The sequence below is a fragment of the Pseudomonas sp. Marseille-Q1929 genome (genome assembly GCF_017316265.1).
GTDB lineage: Bacteria > Pseudomonadota > Gammaproteobacteria > Pseudomonadales > Pseudomonadaceae > Aquipseudomonas.
In genome coordinates this window covers 54,980-75,324 of record NZ_JAFLWU010000002.1, presented here as the reverse complement: position 1 = coordinate 75,324, position 20,345 = coordinate 54,980, and the positions used below count along the sequence as shown (strand labels likewise).

Here is a 20,345-nt window from a genome sequence, read left to right as displayed (position 1 = left end):
CTCTTCCCTCAGGAGCGACCGATCATGGATGCTTTCACCGGCGAAATCCGACTGTTCCCGTTCAATTTCGCACCAATGAACTGGGCGCTTTGCGACGGTTCAACCTTACAGGTTCAGCAAAACACCGTGCTTTACTCGGTCATCGCTAACACCTACGGCGGTACACCCGGGCAAACCTTCAACCTGCCCAATCTCAATGGCCGTGCGGCGATGGGTGCGGGCAATGGCATCGGGCTCACGCCACGCCCCATCGGCAACATTGCCGGAGCTGATCAGGTGACACTGCAACCGGCCAATATTGCCGGGCATAGCCATACCGTGCAGGTGAAGGATGGCAGCGAAGCCTCGGCCTCCCTGGACACGCCGAACAGCACCGCGTATCTGGCCCAGCCACGCAATTTGCGCCTGTACAACAACACGGTGCCGGTTGCTGGAGGCCCGACGCTGGCTGCCGGCACCATTGGCTCAGCCGGGGAACTGGCGGCGGGCAGCACTGTGGCACGCAGCACACTGCAACCGTTCCTGACCTTGGCCTACTGCATTTGCCTCTACGGCGAATACCCCGTAAAGCCGTGACGATGCCGATGGCTGGCACGTTGTTATCCACATGGCCCCAGGGCTGTAGCGCCGGGCTGCGCGTGCAAACCGGGGATGACCTGGTCTTCTTGCAGACGCTGTTCGTGGCTCGGCGCTGGGCCGAAGTCAGCCGTGTGCCGGGCTGGAGTGACGCCCAGCGCCGAACGTTCCTGCACGCTCAGGAGCAGTTGCAGCGCCAGCATTACGAAAAGCACTACGCATCGGCGGACTTCTTGATCATTGAGCAAGCTGGCATCCCGATAGGTCGGCTGTGTGTGCACCACACACCGGAGGATGTGCGCGTGGTTGATATCGCACTGCTGCCCGCCTGGCACGGCAAGGGCATAGGCACGGACCTGTTGCAGTGGGTGCTGTCCCAGGCCGATTCGGCCCACCGATCCTGTTCCCTGAGCGTCGAACAAGGCAGTCCGGCCCGCCGTTTGTACCACCGGCTCGGCTTCAGCGCCTGCGGCGACGCCGGTATTTACACGCAGATGACGCGACCCGCGCGCCCGGTCCTGGAGTAGCAAAGTGGCATAAATGGTGACGCGACACTCATCGACATTTCAACTGGACACGAACCCCAACGGGTCGTACGGCAGGAAGCCCACACATGATCACAATGCTCACCACCCGTGGTGCCCGGATGGCACGCAGACTGGCGTCAGTCTTGCTGTTGCTGGCGACCCTGCCCATGGCCACCCAGGCCCTGGCGGCGGCCCCGACGATCACAAGTCCGGTGACTGGCAGCACCTTGCCGTCCGTAGCGGTGGGCCAGTCGATGAATATCACCATCACCTCTAGCGGTGGTTCGATGCCCCTGGACCAATGGGCCGAGTGCGACGCCTCAGACCCACTGTATACGGGTGAAGAGAAATGCTTGCCCGACGGGCTGGTACTCGATGCATCGCCCAACAGCTCGACCACCCATTTGCGTGGCGCACCCACCACGGCGGGGACCTATACGTTCGCGATTTCGCTCAATGACAATAACCAGGACGCGGGTGTGGCGTTCTACACCCTGGTCGTCACAAGCGGCGGCGTGCCGACCCTGACTGCGGTCTCGCCAAATACCGGCAGCACCGCTGGGGGCACCTCGGTCACCTTGACCGGCACCAACCTGACCGGCGCCACCAGCGTCAGCCTTGGTGGCACTGCGGCCACGGCGTTTACCGTCACCAGCGCCACCTCTATCACGGCCACCACGCCGGCCCACGCTGCGGGCGCGGTGAATGTGGTTGTGACCACGCCCGGCGGTACGGCGACCCTCACCAATGGCTACACCTACGCCACGCCCACCGTCAGCGTCGGCCCGACCACGCTGCCCAACGGTGCGCAGAACACCGCGTATAGCACCCAGACGATCACCGCCAGCGGCGGTGCCGCACCTTATACCTTCGCCATCACCAGCGGCGCCCTGCCCGCAGGTTTGAGCCTGAGCAGTGGCGGCACCCTCAGTGGCACCCCCACCGCCAGCGGCACGTACAACATCACCGTGACCGCCACCGACGCCAACGGCGTGACAGGAGCACGCGCCTACAGCTTCACGATCAGCGCCGCGCCGACCATCAGCATTACCCCAACGACCCTGCCCAACCCGACTGCCAACGTCGCCTACACAACCAGCCTCAGTGCGACCGGCGGCAGTGCGCCCTACAGCTACACCTTTACTTCCGGCGCTCTGCCCGCAGGCTTGAGCCTGAGCAGTGGCGGCACCCTCAGTGGCACCCCGACCCTGGCTGGCACATACAACTTCAGCGTGACCGCCACCGACGCCAACAGCGCATCCGGCTCACGCGCCTACAGCGTGACCGTCAGCCCCGGCGCGCCTAACGCCGGGGCGGTCAGTGTCACGGTTGCCGCCAATAGCAGCGCCAACCCGATCACCCTCAACCTCAGTGGCGGCGCGGCCACCAGCGTCGCCATCGCCAGCGCGGCCAGCCATGGCACCGCCACGGCCAGCGGTACCAGCATCACCTACACCCCGACGGCGGGGTATTCCGGTGCAGACAGCTTTACCTACACCGCCACCAACGCCAGCGGCACGTCCAGCCCGGCCACCGTGACGCTCACGGTGAATGCACCGACCCTGAGCATTACCCCGTCTGTCCTGACTGCCCCAGCGGCAAACGTCGCCTACAGTGTCGCCCTCGGTGCCAGCGGCGGTACTGCGCCCTACAGCTACGCCATCACGTCCGGCGCATTGCCCGCAGGCCTGTCCGTGAATACGTCGACGGGTCTCCTCAGTGGCACGCCGAGCGTACCCGGGGCCTACAACTTCACCGTCACCGTCACCGACACCTACGGGGCAACCGCAGGGCGCACCTACAGCGGAACAGTCAGCGCCGGCCCACCCATCGCCGCGCCGCTGAATATCACGGTCGCGGCCAACAGCAGTGCCAACTCGGTCGCCCTCATCATCAACGGCGGGACCGCCACCAGTGTCGCGGTGGCCAGCGCGGCCAGCCATGGCACCGCTACCGCCAGCGGCACCAGCATCACCTATACCCCGACGGCGGGTTATAACGGCGTGGACAGCTTTACCTACACCGCCACCAACGCCAGCGGCACGTCCAGCCCGGCCACTGTGAGCGTTACCGTGGCGGCGCCAACCATCAGCATCAGCCCGCTCTCTTTGCCCAACGGGACGATAGGCAGCGCTTATAGCCAGACCATCAGCGCCAGCGGCAGTCTCGCGCCCTATACCTACACTGTCTCCAGCGGCAGCCTGCCCACTGGCTTGAGCCTGAGTTCTGCCGGCGCCCTCAGCGGCACCCCCACTGTCAGCGGCAATTTCAACTTCACGGTGACGGCTGCCGACGCTGGCACCCCCGTCTCGACAGCGGCACGGTCCTATAGCTTCACCATCAACGCGGTGCCCCCCGTTGCCGGAGCGGTCAGTGCCATCGTCGCAGCCAACAGCAGCGCCAACCCGATCACCCTCAACATCAGCGGCAGCGCGGCCAGCAGCGTTGCAGTCGCCAGCGCGCCCAGCCATGGCACCGCCACGGCCAGCGGTACCAGCATCACCTACACCCCGACGGCGGGGTATTCCGGTGCAGACAGCTTTACCTACACCGCCACCAACAGCAGCGGCACGTCCAGCCCGGCGACCGTGACCGTCACGATCGGCGCACCGACCATCGGCATCAGCCCGTCGGCGTTGCCGGCTGCCACGCCAAACGTCGCCTTCAATACCACCGTCAGTGCCAGCGGCGGCACCGCGCCTTATAGCTATGCCATCAGCAGCGGCAGCCTTCCACCGGGCATTAGCCTGAACACAGCGACCGGCACCCTCAGCGGCACGCCCCTCGTCCCCGGCCCGTACACCTTCACCGTGACCGTCACCGACGCCAACGGCGCCACCGGTTCGCGCACCTACTCCGGGATAATCCAGGCCCCACTGCCCATCGCGGGAGCGCTCAGTGCCACCGTCGCAGCCAACAGCAGCGCCAACCCGATCACTCTCAACCTCAGCGGTGGCGCGGCCACCAGCGTTGCGGTCGCCAGCGTCCCTAGCCATGGCACCGCCACGGCCAGCGGCACCGGCATCCGCTATACACCGACAGCCGGGTATTCCGGTGCGGACAGCTTCACCTACACCGCCTCCAACAGCACCGGCACGTCCAGCCCGGCGACCGTTGCCATCACCATCAGCGCACCGTCCATCGGCATCAGCCCGACGGTCTTGAGCGCTGCCACGGCAAGCGTCGCCTTCAGCACCACCCTGAGTGCGAGCAACGGCACCGCGCCCTATGCCTACAGCATCACCGGCGGCAGCGTGCCGACTGGCATGGCCCTGAACACCGCGACCGGCACCCTCAGCGGCACGCCTACTGCGGCCGGCCCGTACAACTTCACCGTAACCGTCACCGACGCCAACGGCGCCACCGGTTCGCGCGCCTACTCCGGGGCCGTCAACGTCGCCGCGCCGATCGCCGGGGCGCTCAGCGCCAGCGTCGCCGCCAACAGCGGTGCCAACGCGATCACCCTCAACCTCAGCGGCGGTGCGGCCACCAGCGTGGCCGTCGCCAGCGCGCCGAGCCATGGCACCGCCACGGCCAGCGGCGCCGGCATCACCTATACCCCGACGGCGGGATATTCCGGTACGGACAGCTTCACCTACACCGCCACCAACAGCAGCGGCACGTCCAGCCCGGCGCCGGTGGCCATCACGATCAGCGCACCCACCCTTGGCATCGCTCCGACGGGGTTGGGGGCTGCCACGGCAAACGTCACCTTCGCCACCACCCTCAGTGCGAGCGGCGGCACCGCGCCCTACAGCTACAGCATCAGTAGCGGCGCAACGCCAGCGGGCGTCACTCTGAACTCATCCACTGGCACCCTCAGCGGCACCCCCACGGCTGCCGGCCCATACACCTTCACCGTGACCGTCACCGACGCCAACGGCGCCACCGGTTCGCGTGCCTACTCCGGGGCCGTCAACGTCGCCGCGCCCATCGCCGGGGCGAACAGTGCCACCGTCGCCGCCAACAGCGGTGCCAATGCGATCACCCTTAACCTCAGCGGCGGTGCGGCCACCAGCGTTGCCGTCGCCAGCGCACCGAGCCATGGCACCGCCACGGCCAGCGGCACCGGCATCACCTATACCCCGACGGCGGGGTATTCCGGTGCGGACAGCTTCACCTACACCGCTACCAACAGCAGCGGCACGTCCAGCCCGGCCACCGTCACACTGGCCGTCACCGCGCCGACCTTGCTGGTAACCCCGGCGTCGCTGGGCGCCGGCATGGCAGGTACTCCCTATAGCACCACCCTCAGCGCTGCGGGCGGCACCGCGCCTTACACCTACAGCGTCAGCAGCGGCAGTCTGCCGCCCGGCATGAGCCTGAACGCCAGCAGCGGTGTGCTCAGCGGTACGCCCACCAATACCCAGGCGGCGAACGTGACCATCACGGTGACCGACGCCAACGGCGCCACCGGTTTGCAGGCCTACACATTCAACATCGCCGCCATGCCGATCAACGTAGCGCCCTCCAGCCAAGTCCTCGCCGCCGGGCAATCGGCAACCGTCGACCTGACGCAAGGCGCCAGCGGCGGCCCATTCACCCAGGCGACCGTGGGCACCGTCACCCCGGCGTCGGCCGGCCGCGCGACCCGGGTTGGCGCGTTCTCCATGCGTTTCGTACCGTCGGCGGCCTTTGCCGGCACGGCGATTGTCAGCTTCAGCCTGGAGAACGGCAGTGGCTCCATCGCGACAAGTTCGGTGAGTTTTATCATCGCCGCCCGCCCGGACCCGACCAAGGATGCGGACGTAATCGGCCTGCTCAACGCCCAGACCCGTGCCGCCGAACGCTTTGCCAGCACGCAGATGGACAACTTCAACCGTCGCCTGGAGCAGTTGCACCAAGTGTCCTGCAACCGCAATTCGTTCAATGCCAGCGTGAAGAAGGACGGCAAGGACGTGCCCTTGCAGGAAGTCGCCAGCGCCGTGACCCAGCACCTGGGCGGCTCGGCCAACAGCACCGATGAGGAAAAAAGAAAGACCGCCGCCGAGGTTGAAGAAGGCTGCAAGCAAGACGACATTGCCTACTGGAGCGACGGTTTTATCAACAACGGTTCCACCCACGCCCGTGGCGCGCGCGACAACAGCTTCACCACCATGGGCCTGAGTGCCGGGGTGGATTACCGCCTGTCGCCAACTGCAATAGCCGGTATCGGCTTCGGCTATAGCAACGACCGCAGCGACATCGGTGACAACAAGACCCGCAGCGACGGCGACGCCCTCGGCATCGCCACATACCTGAGCCTCAACCCGGCTTCCCAGGTGTTCGTCGATGGCTTGCTGGGCTACAACCGCATCAGCTTCGATTCGCGGCGCTACATCACCGGCAGCAACGACGACTACGCACGTGGTTCGCGGGATGCCGACCAGTTGTTCGCCTCGCTGACCACCAGCTACGAGTACCGCCAAGGCCCGCTGTCGCTCACGCCTTACGGCCGCTTGAACGCCAGTACTACACGCCTGGACGCCTTCCGCGAACGAGGCGGTGGCATCTATGGGTTGTCATACGAGGAGCAGCGCCAACAGAACGTCACCTCATTCCTCGGCTTGCGTACGGGTTATGACGTGGCGACCCGCCTCGGAGTGATGACGCCCAAGATCGGCCTGGCCTGGGGCCACAACTTCAGCGGCAGCAGCGATTACAAGATGCGCTACACCGACCAGGGCGAGGACGGCCTGCTCTACCGGCTCAAGCCCGACCCGCTGGACAGCGACTTTGCCAATCTCGACCTGGGCCTGGACTTCAACCTCGGGCGCGCCTGGCAGATGGGCTTCTCGTACAAAACGGCCTTGGGCAGTGACGAGCGCAACGATTCGTTCCGTATCGGCGTCAACGGCAAGTTTTAAGGCTATCGACGGCGCCAGCCCTGGCGCCGTGCGTTTCCCGACCTGCGCCCTGGTGTGCGGCGTATCGGCGTCATCTTTTGTATCAAAGACGCTGTAAGATACGCCGCACTTAGCCAGGGATGCTCACCATGTTCGACTCGTTCAAAACGATCTGCCGCCGTTTATTCGGTGCATTAGCGACGGTGGTGGGTGCCCTGTTCGGCCAATGGCGTCCGCCATTCTGGCTGCGTGCCATCGGCGATGGCGTGCTGGCGCTCGGCCGCAAGGCGCGCGCTTATCCGCGCCAGGCAGGGGCTGGCGTGTTGGGTGTGGTGCTGCTGGGCGCCGCCGGTTTCTATGGCTGGCAGTGGTACTCCCATCTGCCCAAGCCGCATACCGTGAGTTATTCGCTGCACAAACCCAACCTCACCGACTACACCCAGCCCACGCCGGTTGTGGATAACCTGCAGGTGCGGTTCGCCGAGTCCGTGGCTCCGCTGGCGGCGATTGGCAAGCCGGTGAGCGCAGGTATCACCCTCAAACCGAGCGTGGCGGGCACGTGGCGCTGGTCCGATGACCGCACCTTGCTGTTCGTGCCGGAAAAAGACTGGCCCATCGACACCGGCTACACCCTGGACCTGGCGAAGAAAAACCTGTTGGCCGACGGCGTATTGCTCGACCAATACAGTGCGCAGTTCTCCACCCAACCATTCCGCGCCACCCTGGCGCAAAACGAGCTGTATCAAGACCCGTCCAACCCGACGCTGAAACAGCTGGTGGCAACCTTCCACTTTTCCCACCCGGTGGATGAAGACAGCCTGCGCAAACGCGTGACGGTCACCCTCGGCAAAGGCCTGGCCTACCGCGACGCCCAGTTGCCCAACCGCCCGGAAATCACCTTCGACGAGAAAAAACTCAACGCCTACGTGCGCTCCGCCGCCCTCGCCACCCCGCTGGAAAGCACGCCGGTCAGCGCAAAACTAGACGAAGGCCTCAAAGCCCGCGACGGCGGCAACGCCAGCACTGCGCCGCTGGTGGCCGAAGTCACCGTGCCCGGGCGTTATCGCCTGACCTTTACCGGCGCCGAAGTGAGCTTTGTCGACAACCAACGCGGCGAACCCGAGCCGGTGCTGATGTTCAGCAGCTCCAGCGCGGTAGCCGATGACACTATCGCCGGTAAGGTGCAGGCCTGGCTGCTGCCGGAAAAAGCCGAAGACGACACGCGCCCTTACAACAGCAACGACATCGACGACGCCCTGCTCGCCCGCAGCAGCAAGGTCAACCTGACCCACGTGCCCAGCGTCGAACCGCTGAACACCCTGCACGCCTTCAAGTTCAAGGCGCCAGCTGGCCGCGCTATCTACGTGCGCGTTCCGGCCAACCTGGAAGCCATCGGCGGCTATTTGGCGAAGAATCCTACGGCGTCGCTGATCAGCATGCCGGCGTATCCGCGCACGTTGCAGTTCTTGTCTGACGGCGCCTTGCTCAGCCTCAATGGCGAAAAACGCCTGGGCTTCATGGCCCGTGGCGTGCCCGGCGCCCATGTGGAAATCGCCCGCCTGCTACCCAACCAGTTGCAACACCTGGTGGACCAGAGCAGCGGCAGCTTTGCCCGGCCGAATTTCGGCAACGAGTACTTCGATCGCATGGTGGAACGTCAGTCACTGGACATTCCACTGTCGTCCAATGACCCGGCGAAAACCGTGTACGACAACGTCGACCTCGGCCACTACCTCACCGCCAACGGCGGCCGGCGCGGCATTTTTGTGCTCAAGCTCAGCCCGCAGGATGAACCGGTCGAGCGCACCTTCGAGTACGACCGCAGCAGCACCAGCGACCTGCGGTTTATCGTGGTGACGGATCTGGGCATCATCGCCAAGCGCTCCAGCGACGGCAGCCATGATGTGTATGTGCAATCCATCGGCAACGGTTCGCCGGTGTCGGATGCGCAAGTCGACATCATTGGCCGCAACGGCTTGCCGGTCAGCAGCGGGCGCACCGACGCCGAAGGCCACGCGCATTTCGCCAAGCTGGATGAACTGCGCCGTGAGAAAACGCCGCTGATGTATGTCGTCACTCGCGGCAACGATCAATCCTTCCTGCCGATTGCCCGTCAGTCCCAGCAGCTGGATTTGTCGCGCTTCGACGTAGGCGGTTTGGAAGAGGACGGCGCGACTGATCGCCTCAGCGCCTACCTGTTTACCGATCGCGGCCTGTACCGGCCGGGCGAAACCGCGCACCTGGGCATGATCGTGCGCAGCGGCAACTGGCAAGGTGCCTTGCAAGGCCTGCCGGTGGAGCTACAAATCACCGACCCGCGTGGCCTGGAAGTGATTCGCCAGCCGCTGAAGCTGTCCGCCAGCGGTTTTGAGACCTTTGATTTCTCCAGCAGCGAAGTCGCCCCCGCCGGGGAGTACACCGCGACCTTGCAGTTGATTGGCCAGAAGCAGACCCGCACCGACCTGGGCAGCGTGAGTTTCAAGGTCCGCGACTTCGAACCGGACCGCATGAAGGTCAGCCTGAGCCTGCACGACACTCCCGTGCAGGGCTGGATTGCACCGGACCAGGTGGTGGCCAAAGTCACCGCGATGCACTTGTTCGGCGCCCCGGCAGCAGGTCGCCGGGTGACCGCGAAAATGTCCCTGAGCCCAACGCTCGCGGCCTTCGAGCGCTACCCCGACTACCGCTTCCGTCTCAACGACGGCCTGGAAGACGCCAGCACCGAAGACCTCGCCGAAACCACCGTGGACGACAACGGCCAGGCCGTGCTCGACCTCAACCTGCAACGTTTCGCCAACAGCACCTATCGTTTGCAGGTGATGACCCAGGTGTTCGAAGCCGAGGGCGGTCGCAATGTGGCGGCGCAAAGTGCGTTGCTGGTGTCGTCCGCTCCCTATCTGGTTGGTGTGAAAAGTCAGGACTCGCTGTCGTACGTCGCCAAGGATGCGCCACGCCAGGTGCAATGGCTGGCCGTCGCGCCAGACCTTTCACCTGTGGCGGTGGACGGCCTGACCAGCGAAGTGGTCGAGCACCGCTACGTGTCGGTGCTGGTGAAACAGTCCAACGGCACCTACAAGTACGAGTCGCGCATCAAGAACATCAGCCAGCCGGCCTCACCGCTGGTGATGACGAAAGAAGGTGCCAAGCAGGCCCTGAACACTTCCACGCCGGGGGATTTCACCCTGCAACTTAAGGATGCCAACGGCAACCTGCTCAACCAGATCGACTACAGCGTGGCCGGGCGTGGCAACACCTCGCGCTCCCTGGAGCGCAACGCCGAGCTGCAACTGCGCCTGGATAAACGCAGCTACGCCAGCGGTGACGAGATTGCGATCAGCATCCGTGCGCCCTACACCGGCGCCGGCTTGATCACCATCGAGCGCGACAAGGTCTACACCCAGCAATGGTTCAAAGCCGACAGCACCAACAGCGTGCAACATATCCGCGTGCCTGCGGGGCTTGAAGGCAATGCCTACGTCAACGTGCAGTTCGTGAGGGATATGGGCTCGGCCGAGGTGTACATGAGCCCGCTGTCCTACGGTGTGGTGCCGTTCAGCATCAACCTGGATGCGCGGCGCATGGCGCTGAAGGTCGAAGGCCCGGCGAAGATCGAGCCGGGGCAACGGCTCGATATCAAGGTCAACGCCGACCGTCCAGGCCGCGCGGTGGTGTACGCGGTGGACGAAGGCATCCTGCAAGTGGCGCGCTACCAGACGCCGGACCCGCTGGGCTTCTTCTTCCAGAAGCGGGCGCTGGAGGTCCGCACCAGTCAGATCCTTGACCTGATCCTGCCGGAATTCAGCCGCTTGCTCAGTGGGGCAGCGCCCGGAGGCGATACGGAAGGCGCCCTGGCCAATCACCTGAACCCGTTCAAGCGTAAACATCAGCCACCCGTGGCGTGGTGGTCCGGTTTGGTGGACTTGCCGGCCGGTGAAACCGTGCTGCATTACCAGGTGCCGGACAGCTTCAACGGCAAGTTGCACCTGTTTGCGGTGGCAGTGGACAGCGACAGTGTGGGCGTCAGCGAAGCCACGACCGACGTACGCGGGCCAATTGTGATCACGCCAAACGTACCGGCCTTTGTCGCGCCGGGGGATGTGTTCAACGTCAGCGCCGGGGTGTTCAGCAACCTCGATGCGGCGGCGGACGTGAAGTTTGAAGTGCAGACCAGCGACGGCCTCAAGGTGCAGGGCGACAAGGGCAGCACCCTGTCCCTGCAACCGCGCAAGGAAGGCACCGCCGAGTTCAAGATCAAGGTTGGCGACACCCTCGGTTCGGCGGACCTGCGCTTTGTCGCGGTGTTGCCGGATGGCAAGCGCATCCAGGTGGCCGAGACCACGTCGATCCGCCCACTCAGCGAGCACCGCGTGGCCTTGAGCCTGGGCCGCTTCGACAGCGCCAGCAAAGAGTTGAAACCAACCCGCGAACTGTTCAGCCAACTGCGCGACGTGCAACTGGGCGTGGCGGCCTCGCCGCTGGTGTGGGCCAACGGCCTCAAGCATTACCTGGATGACTATGGCTACGCCTGCACCGAGCAATTGGTGTCCAAGGCCATGCCCGCGTTGATCTGGGGCGGCAACGCACCGCAAGCCGAGCAAGCCTTCAACAGTGCGGTGCGCATGCTGCGTCAACGCCAGAACCAGGCCGGTGGCTTTGGTTTGTGGGCGGCCAACCCGGATGTGGCGCCGTACGCCAGCCTGTACGCCACCGACTTCCTGATCGAAGCCAAGGAGCGCGGGCTGCCGGTGCCGGAAGACCTGCTGGTGCGCTCGAACGCGTATCTGACAGACCTGGCCAACGGTCCTAGCGAAGGCCTGTCGGAATTGCGCAACCGCGCCTACGCCAGTTACCTGCTGAGCCGTCAGGGGATTCTGGTGAGCGGTGCCTTGAGCGATATCCGCGAGCGCTACGAGAGCTACTTCAAGGACAGCTGGCAGAACGACCTGGGCGCCGCTTACCTGGCCGCCAGCTACAAGTTGCTCAAGCAGGATCGCCAGGCCGATGCGCTGTTCCGCAAGATCCCATGGCGCTCCCTTGTGGATAAGTGGAGCAGCGACGGCCTGTATTACGACCCGCTGGTGCACGATGCCGAACACCTGCACCTGCTGGCGCGCCACTTCCCCGAGTTGCTGGACGATGTACCCGTGGCGCTGCTGGATAAGCTCGGCAAGCGTCTCAATGAGCAGCGCTACAACTCGCTGTCGGCGGCGCTGTTGCTGCGGGCCCTGGACAACTATGGCCAGCGCGCGCAAAGCGACATGACCCTCAAGGCCACCGCCTGGTTGGGTGACAAACAACAACAATTGCTGGAGATGGCCGGCCAGCCGCCGCGTGCCGCGGTGCCGGGGAGCACGCAAAAACTGGTCATGGAAAAATCCGACGGCCCCGCCGCCTTTTACATGCTCAGCGAGGCCGGTTTCGACAAAGGCGCCAAGCTCAAGCCGATCAGCAATGGCCTGGAAATCATCCACGAGTACCTCGACCTCAAAGGCGAGCCTGTGAGCAAAGTCGCGGTGGGCGATGAGTTCCTGGTGCGCTTGCGCCTGCGGGCGACCGACCGTGACCAGGTTCAGCAAGTGGCCGTGGTGGATCTGCTGCCGGGTGGCGTCGAGCCTGTGTATAACTTGCCGCCGGAGCCGGAAGCCGCCAGCTCCGAGGACAGCGAAGAGTCTGAATACGTCGAAGAAGACAGCCAGGAAGAACCGGCCTGGCAAGCGCCCATCGGCGAAACCGAGCTGAGCAACTGGCAGCCGGACTATGTGGACGTACGCGATGATCGAGTGGTGTTGTACGGCACCGCACTGCGCGATGTCGGCACGTTCGTGTACCGCGTGCGCGCCACCAACGCCGGCACGTTCAACACGCCACCGGCCTACGCCGAAGGTATGTACGAAACCACCCTGCAAGGGCGCGGCAAAGTAGGCGAGCTTGAAATTACCAAGCCTTAAACGCCTGACGCCGCCGCTGCTGATAGCGGCGGCGCTTCTCGCGGGGCTGCGGCTGTGGCCCCATGCCCCGCTGGAGCAGGCCGTGACCTCGTCACGGCTGGTGCTGGCCGACGACGGCGCGCTGCTGCGCATGACGTTGGCGGATGACGGCCAATACCGCTTATGGCTACCGCTGGAGCGGATCTCGCCGTCATTGGTTGAGGCGTTGCTGCTCAAGGAAGATCGCAATTTCTACTGGCACCCGGGGATCAATCCCCCGGCGTTGCTGCGCGCGGCCATGGCCACCTACAGCGGTGGCCAGCGCCAGGGCGGCTCGACCTTGAGCATGCAATTAGCGCGGCGCCTGTGGGATCTGAACACCCGGCAGGTGCCGGGCAAGTTGCAGCAGATGGCCTTGGCGTTGTGGCTGGAAGCGCGCTACAGCAAGCACGACATCCTTGAGGCCTACCTGAACCTGGCGCCCATGGGCGGCAATATCGAAGGCGCCGAGGCCGCTAGCCGTATCTATTTTGGCAAGGCAGCGGCGCAGTTGTCGTTGTCCGAAGCGCTGGCGCTGGCGGTGATCCCGCAGCAACCGGGGCGGCGTGCGCGCTTCGGGCCGTCGCTGCAAAACGCGCGGCTGCGCTTGATGACTGACTGGCGCGAGACTTATCCACAAGACCCGCGTAACGACAGTTTGCTGGAGTTGCCCCTGGAGGCGCGCAGCCGCCAGCAGATCCCGTTCCTGGCGCCGCATTTGAGCGAACAGTTGCTGGCGTCCCAGCCCGGCAACGAGCTGAACAGCACCCTCAACCTGCCCTTGCAGCAATTGCTCGAACGCCTGATCACCGGCTTTATCGCCGAACGGCGCAGCACCGGGGTGGAGAACGCCACGGCAATCCTGATCGACAGCCGCGACCAGCGCGTCAAGGCGCTGGTGGGTTCGGCCGATTACTTATCCACAGGCATTCACGGCCAGGTCAATGGCGTGCTGTCGCGACGCTCGCCGGGTTCGACACTCAAGCCTTTCCTGTATGGGCTGGCGTTGGACCAGGGGGTGATCCACCCCATGAGCATCCTCAAGGATCTGCCCAGTAACTTCGGCTACTTCCAGCCGGAAAACTTCGACGGCAGTTTTGTCGGCCCGCTGACGGCTCGGGATGCGTTGATCCGTAGTCGCAATATCCCGGCGGTGTGGCTGGCCAGCCAGGTGAAGTCGCCGTCCTTGTATGGGTTGCTGCAACGCGCCGGCATCAAGGGCCTGCGCGACGAAAGCCACTACGGCCTGGCCCTGGCCCTCGGCGGCGGCGAGATGACCCCGGAAGAACTGGCGCGACTGTATGTAATGCTGGCCGGTGACGGGCATCTGCGGCCGTTGCGCTATTTGCAGGAGCAGCCACCAGCCACCGGTGCACAACTGCTCACACCACAAGCCGCCTTTATGGTGCGCGACATGCTGCGCCGCAACCCGCGCCCGGACGGCTTGCCCGGTCGCCATTGGCGCACCGCATGGAAAACCGGCACGTCGTGGGGGTTCCACGATGCCTGGAGCGCCGGGCTGGTGGGCCCTTACGTGCTGGTGGTGTGGGTGGGCAACTTCGATGGTCGGCCGAACCCGGCGTTTATCGGCGCCAAGACCGCCGCGCCACTGTTCTTTCGCATCGCCGACGCCCTGCCCCTGGCCTTGCCCAACGTGGTGATCAAACCCGACAAGGCGCCGCCCGGGCTGGTGCGCATCGAGGTCTGCGCGGCGTCCGGCGAATTGCCCAACCGCTGGTGCCCGCAAACCCGCAAGACCTGGTACATCCCCGGCGTCTCACCGATTCGCGTATCCAACCTGCACCGCCCGGTGCTGATCGACACACGCACCGGCAAAGCGGCCTGCCCGCCGTTCGAGGCGCAATACACCCGTGAAGAAGTCTTCGAGTTCTGGCCCAGCGACGTGCAGCGCCTGTACCGCGCCGCCGGCCTGCCCCGGCGCACGCCGCCCAGCGTAATGAAAAACTGCCAGCCCAACCGAATCGGCGACCAAAGCGAAGCGCCGCAAATCCGCTCGCCGTTGACCCAGGTGAGTTATCAGTTGCGCCTGTCCCAACCCCAGGAAAGCATCCCGCTGAGCGCCAACGCGGCCAGCGATGCGGCGACGCTGTACTGGTTTGCCGACCAAACGCTGATCGGCCAGGGCCCGCCGCAAGCCACGCTGAACTGGCGGCCGGGCAAGTCGGGGGAGTATCGGTTGCGGGTTACGGATGATCAGGGACGCAGTGCGGGGCGCGGGTTGCGGGTGGAGTTTGTGCCGTGATCGGACGACTACGCGACCACTTCCACGTAACTGGACTCCCCGCCTCCGGTTGCACCAGATAACCAACCCCATACAAACGCCAGCGTGGTACGCCCGACATCATCAACACCAACCGTGCCCCGCGACCAACCCGCCAGCAACTCCCCTTCCGTGGTCAGGCATTGAAAGAGCAGCTCGATGGTATCCGGGCCGGTTACACGGCCGACCTGCTGGCCGGTGCGAATCCGCCCGCCTTGGTAGGTGCTCGAGATGGCGTCGCCTTCGACTTGATAATGGAACACCGTACCGGCGCCTGAGAGCCCTTGGGTGTTGTTGGCGACCGCAAACCGGCGATTGTGCAAACGCTCGCCGATTGGGGAAAAAGAGGTTGGCATCGAGGTCGAATCCTTTCGTCGTGATGGTCCTGGAGACCCGGCGGGCCTCCAGGGAAGGCGGAGTTACTCCACCGTTACCGACTTCGCCAGGTTGCGCGGCTGGTCAACGTCTGTGCCCTTGAGCACGGCAACGTAGTACGACAGCAGTTGCAGCGGGATGGTGTAGAGGATCGGCGACAGGATGTCGTGGATATGCGGAACGTTGATGACGTGGGTGCCTTCGCCGTTGGTCATGCCGGCTTTTTCGTCGGCGAATACCACCAGTTGGCCACCACGGGCGCGCACTTCCTGCAGGTTGGACTTGAGCTTCTCCAGCAGTTCGTTGTTGGGTGCAACGGTGACCACCGGCATGTCGTCGTCCACCAAGGCCAATGGGCCGTGCTTCAACTCGCCGGCTGGGTATGCTTCGGCGTGGATGTAGGAGATTTCCTTGAGCTTGAGCGCGCCCTCCATTGCCACTGGGTATTGCGCGCCACGGCCGAGGAACAGGGTGTGGTTCTTGTCGGCAAACAGCTCGGCGACTTTTTCCACGGTGCTGTCCATGGCCAGGGCTTCGCCGAGGCGAGTGGGCAGGCGGCGCAGTTCTTCGACCAGGGTGGCTTCGATGCCTTCGGCGAGGGTGCCCCGCACTTGGCCCAGGGACAGGGTCAGCAGCAACAAGCCAACGAGCTGGGTGGTGAAGGCTTTGGTGGAGGCGACGCCGATTTCGCGGCCGGCCTGGGTCAGCAGGGTCAGGTCGGATTCACGCACCAGGGAGCTGATGCTCACGTTGCAGATCGCCAGGCTGGCGAGGAAGCCCAGTTCCTTGGCGTTGCGCAGGGCGGCCAGGGTGTCGGCGGTTTCGCCGGACTGGGAAATGGTCACGAACAGGGTGTCGGGCTGCACCACCACCTTGCGGTAGCGGAATTCGCTGGCGACTTCGACCTGGCACGGGATGCCGGCCAGTTCTTCCAGCCAGTAACGCGCAACCATGCCGGCGTGGTAGCTGGTGCCACAAGCGACGATCTGCACGTTGCGCACTTTGGCGAACAACTCGGCGGCTTGTGGGCCGAAGGCGTTGACCAGCACCTGGTTCTGGCTCAAACGACCTTCCAGGGTGCGTTGTACCACGGCCGGTTGCTCATGGATTTCCTTGAGCATGAAGTGGCGGAACTCGCCTTTGTCGGCCGCTTCGGCGCCGTCGCGGTACTGCACGGCTTCGCGTTCGACGGTGTTGCCGTTTACGTCCCAGATCTGCACGCTTTCACGGCGGATGTCGGCAATATCGCCTTCCTCCAAGTACATGAAGCGGTCAGTGACCTGGCGCAGGGCCAGTTGGTCGGAAGCGAGGAAGTTTTCCCCCAGACCCAGGCCAATCACCAACGGGCTGCCACTGCGGGCGGCGACCACGCGGTCGGGTTGGCTGGCGCTGACCACGGCCAGGCCGTAGGCGCCGTGCAGTTCCTTGACCGTGGCCTTGAGGGCGGTGGTCAGGTCGCTGTGGTCCTTGAGTTTGTGGTTGAGCAGGTGGGCGATGACTTCGGTGTCGGTGTCCGAGGTGAACACGTAGCCCAGGCCCTTGAGTTGTTCGCGCAGCACTTCGTGGTTTTCGATGATGCCGTTGTGCACCACCGCCAGGTCGCCGGAGAAGTGTGGGTGGGCGTTACGCTCGCACGGCGCGCCGTGGGTGGCCCAGCGGGTGTGGGCAATGCCCAGACGACCGACCAGCGGCTCGCCGGCCAGGGCCTGTTCCAACTCGCTGACCTTGCCCGGACGGCGCATGCGCTCCAGTTTGCCGGCGTTGGTGAAGACGGCCACACCGGCGCTGTCGTAGCCACGGTATTCCAGGCGCTTGAGGCCTTCGAGCAGGATGGCGGTTACGTTACGTTCGGCGACTGCGCCAACAATTCCACACATGATGTTTCTCCTAGATGATTGCCGCGCATATCAGCGTAATGCCGCGGGCTTGGATCTGGTCGCGGGCCTCAAGCGGCAGGCGATCATCGGTAATAAGGGTATGGACGCTGCTCCAGGGCAGTTCCAGGTTGGGAATCTTGCGGCCGATCTTGTCGGATTCGACCATCACCACCACTTCCCTGGCGACCTCGGCCATCACGCGGCTCAGGCCCAGCAGTTCGTTGAAGGTGGTGGTACCGCGCTGCAGGTCGATGCCATCGGCACCGATAAACAGCTGGTCAAAGTCATAGGACCGTAGCACCTGCTCCGCGACCTGGCCTTGGAACGAATCCGAGTGAGGGTCCCAGGTACCGCCGGTCATCAACAGTACCGGTTCGTGTTCCAGTTCGCTCAAGGCGCTGGCCACGTGCAGGGAGTTGGTCATCACCACCAGGCCGGGCTGGTGGCCCAGTTCCGGGATCATGGCGGCGGTGGTGCTGCCACTGTCAATGATGATGCGCGCGTGTTCGCGCAGGCGCAGCACGGCGGCACGGGCGATGGCACGCTTGTATACCGAGATGGGCTGTGCGGCGTCGCCCACCAATTCCTGGGGCATGGTGATGGCGCCACCGTAGCGGCGCAGCAGCAGGCCGTTGCTTTCGAGGGCGGCCAGGTCCTTGCGGATGGTCACTTCCGACGTTTCGAAATGTTTGGCCAATTCGTCCACGCTCACTTCGCCCTGTTCATTGAGCAAGGTCAGAATGTTGTGGCGGCGTTGGGGTGTATTTCGTTTCGACATGGTGATGATAAGTTTCGTTCCGAAAGATAACGAAGGTAATCAAAACCTATTGGCGAAAGATCGTCAAGCGGGATGCAGCAAATTTTTGCGCCGGCGCAGGTCAAATGTGGGAGCGGGCTTGCTCGCGAATGCGGTGTATCAGTCGAATCATCTGTGACTGACACTCCGCATTCGCGAGCAAGCCCGCTCCCACATTGGAGGTTTGTTGCGGGTGAGACTGTGGATAACTCAGGTCTATTTGATTTTGACCGGGCGCTTCCAGCCGTCGATGTTGCGTTGGCGGGCGCGGGCTACCGCCAATTGGGACTTATCCACATCCTGATTGATCGTTGAGCCGGCGGCGGTGTTCGAGCCATCACCAATAGAGACAGGCGCAATCAGTGAGTTATTGGAGCCGATGAAGACGTCCTCACCAATAGTCGTCTGGTATTTGTTGGCGCCATCGTAATTGCAGGTAATGGCGCCCGCACCAATGTTACTGCGTGCACCAATCACCGCATCACCGAGGTAGGCCAAGTGGCCGGCCTTGGCATCGTCACCCATTCGGGCGTTCTTTAGTTCGACGAAATTGCCCACATGCGCCCTGGCACCCATCACGGTACCCGGACGCAACCGCGCGAACGGACCGGCATCGCTGCCCTCCCCCATCACCGCACCGTCCAGGTGACTGTTGGCCTTGACCATCACGCCCTTGCGCAGGGTGCTGTCCTTGATCACGCAGTTCGGGCCGATTACCACGTCGTCTTCGATGATCACGCGGCCTTCGAGGATCACGTTGATGTCGATCAGCACGTCGCGGCCCACGGTCACTTCGCCACGTACATCGAAACGAGCCGGGTCGCGCAGGGTCACGCCCTGGGCCATCAGGCGGCGGCCTTCACGCAGTTGGTAGTGACGCTCCAGTTCGGCAAGCTGCTTGCGGTCGTTGGCGCCCTGCACTTCCATGGGGTCGAGGGGCTGCTCGGTGGCAACCAGCAGGCCATCGCTCACGGCCATCTCAATGACGTCGGTGAGGTAGTACTCGCCCTGGGCGTTGTGGTTGGACAGGCGGCTCATCCAGTCGGCGAGCTTGTTGGCTGGCACCGCCATGATGCCGGTATTGCCTTCGGTGATGGCGCGCTGGGCTTCGCTGGCGTCTTTATGCTCGACGATGGCCGCGACCTTGCCGTCGGCGTTGCGCACGATACGGCCATAGCCGGTGGGATCATCCAGCTCGACGGTGAGCAGGCCCATCTGCCCTGGCACCACGTGCTTGAGCAGGCGTTGCAGGGTTTCCACTTCGATCAGCGGCACGTCACCGTAGAGGATCAGCACGGTGTCGGCGGTAATGAATGGCACGGCTTGCGCGGTGGCGTGGCCGGTACCGAGTTGCTGGTCTTGCAATACGAAATTCAGGTCGTCCGCGGCCAGGCGTTCGCGCACCACATCGGCACCGTGGCCGATCACCACGTGAATGCGCTGTGGATCGAGCTGCCGGGCGCTGTGGATAACATGGCCAAGCATGGAGTTGCCGGCAACCGGATGCAGCACCTTGGGCAGGGCCGAACGCATGCGGGTGCCTTGGCCTGCGGCGAGAATGACGATTTCAAGAGACATGAATGGCTACCAATCCTGGGCGGTCCGACGTCAGACCAGAGAAGTGTATGGCTGAAAAAGAAAAAGGGTAGCCGAGGCTACCCTTTTTAATCAATCGCACATGAAACAAGACGGCGTGGCCGCTTACTTCTTGCGGATCTGCTGGAGCGTGCGCAGCTGGGCTGCAGCCTCGGCCAGACGTACAGCAGCAGCGCTGTAGTCGAAGTCCGCGCCCTTTTCGTTCAGGGCCTTCTCGGCAGCCTTGACGGCTTCCTGAGCGGAGGCTTCATCCAGGTCGCCAGCACGTTGCACGGTGTCGGCAAGTACCTTGACCATGTTCGGCTGAACCTCAAGGAAACCACCGGAGATGTAAAACACCTCCTTTTCCCCGCCTTGCTTGGTCAGAGTGATCGGACCCGGCTTCAAGCTGGTGATCAACGGCGCGTGACCCATGGCAATACCCAGGTCACCGAGTTCGCCGTGTGCAATCACCATCTCTACCAGACCGGAGAAGATTTCCCCTTCCGCGCTGACGATATCGCAATGGACTGTCATAGCCATCTGA

General features: G+C 64.0%; 10 protein-coding genes. 5 read left to right on the top strand and 5 right to left on the bottom strand.

The window, feature by feature from the left end:
- The first annotated feature begins 24 nt into the window (after nt 1-24).
- The 5 genes from J1G37_RS03795 to pbpC all read left to right on the top strand — a co-directional run bounded on the left by J1G37_RS03795 (nt 25) and on the right by pbpC (nt 15,157).
- On the top strand, nt 25-576 hold the full coding sequence (locus tag J1G37_RS03795; RefSeq protein WP_207040249.1) for a tail fiber protein: 552 nt from the start codon (nt 25-27) through the stop codon (nt 574-576).
- An 8-nt stretch (nt 577-584) separates the two neighbouring features.
- Entirely contained in the window at nt 585-1,103 is a 519-nt protein-coding gene (locus J1G37_RS03790) for a GNAT family N-acetyltransferase (RefSeq protein WP_207040248.1), read from the top strand.
- Between the two features lie 119 nt (nt 1,104-1,222).
- The gene (locus J1G37_RS03785; RefSeq protein ID WP_207040247.1) at nt 1,223-6,949 is read left to right on the top strand and encodes a putative Ig domain-containing protein; all 5,727 of its coding nucleotides are present in this window, start codon (nt 1,223-1,225) and stop codon (nt 6,947-6,949) included.
- Between the two features lie 128 nt (nt 6,950-7,077).
- Nucleotides 7,078-12,876 carry an alpha-2-macroglobulin gene (locus tag J1G37_RS03780; RefSeq protein WP_207040246.1) on the top strand — a complete coding sequence of 1,933 codons (5,799 nt, stop codon included), beginning with the start codon at nt 7,078-7,080 and terminating at the stop codon, nt 12,874-12,876.
- Entirely contained in the window at nt 12,857-15,157 is a 2,301-nt protein-coding gene (gene pbpC / locus J1G37_RS03775; RefSeq protein WP_207040245.1) for a penicillin-binding protein 1C, read from the top strand. The genes J1G37_RS03780 and pbpC overlap by 20 nt, the downstream gene beginning before the upstream one ends.
- Before the next feature lie 8 nt (nt 15,158-15,165).
- On the opposite strand, the gene J1G37_RS03770 is transcribed toward pbpC, so the two are convergent.
- The 5 genes from J1G37_RS03770 to J1G37_RS03750 form a co-directional block, all read right to left on the bottom strand.
- Nucleotides 15,166-15,531, bottom strand: coding sequence for a hypothetical protein (locus J1G37_RS03770; RefSeq protein WP_207040244.1), 366 nt, complete (start codon nt 15,529-15,531; stop codon nt 15,166-15,168).
- A 63-nt stretch (nt 15,532-15,594) separates the two neighbouring features.
- The gene (gene glmS, locus J1G37_RS03765; RefSeq protein WP_207040243.1) at nt 15,595-17,427 is read right to left on the bottom strand and encodes a glutamine--fructose-6-phosphate transaminase (isomerizing); all 1,833 of its coding nucleotides are present in this window, start codon (nt 17,425-17,427) and stop codon (nt 15,595-15,597) included.
- A 10-nt stretch (nt 17,428-17,437) separates the two neighbouring features.
- Complete coding sequence (locus J1G37_RS03760) at nt 17,438-18,205, bottom strand: DeoR family transcriptional regulator (RefSeq protein ID WP_124527017.1); 768 nt, start codon at nt 18,203-18,205, stop codon at nt 17,438-17,440.
- 234 nt (nt 18,206-18,439) lie between these two features.
- On the bottom strand, nt 18,440-19,801 hold the full coding sequence (gene glmU, locus J1G37_RS03755) for a bifunctional UDP-N-acetylglucosamine diphosphorylase/glucosamine-1-phosphate N-acetyltransferase GlmU (RefSeq protein ID WP_207040242.1): 1,362 nt from the start codon (nt 19,799-19,801) through the stop codon (nt 18,440-18,442).
- Between the two features lie 123 nt (nt 19,802-19,924).
- The gene (locus J1G37_RS03750) at nt 19,925-20,341 is read right to left on the bottom strand and encodes a F0F1 ATP synthase subunit epsilon (protein ID WP_003177061.1); all 417 of its coding nucleotides are present in this window, start codon (nt 20,339-20,341) and stop codon (nt 19,925-19,927) included.
- Between the last annotated feature and the right edge of the window lie 4 nt (nt 20,342-20,345).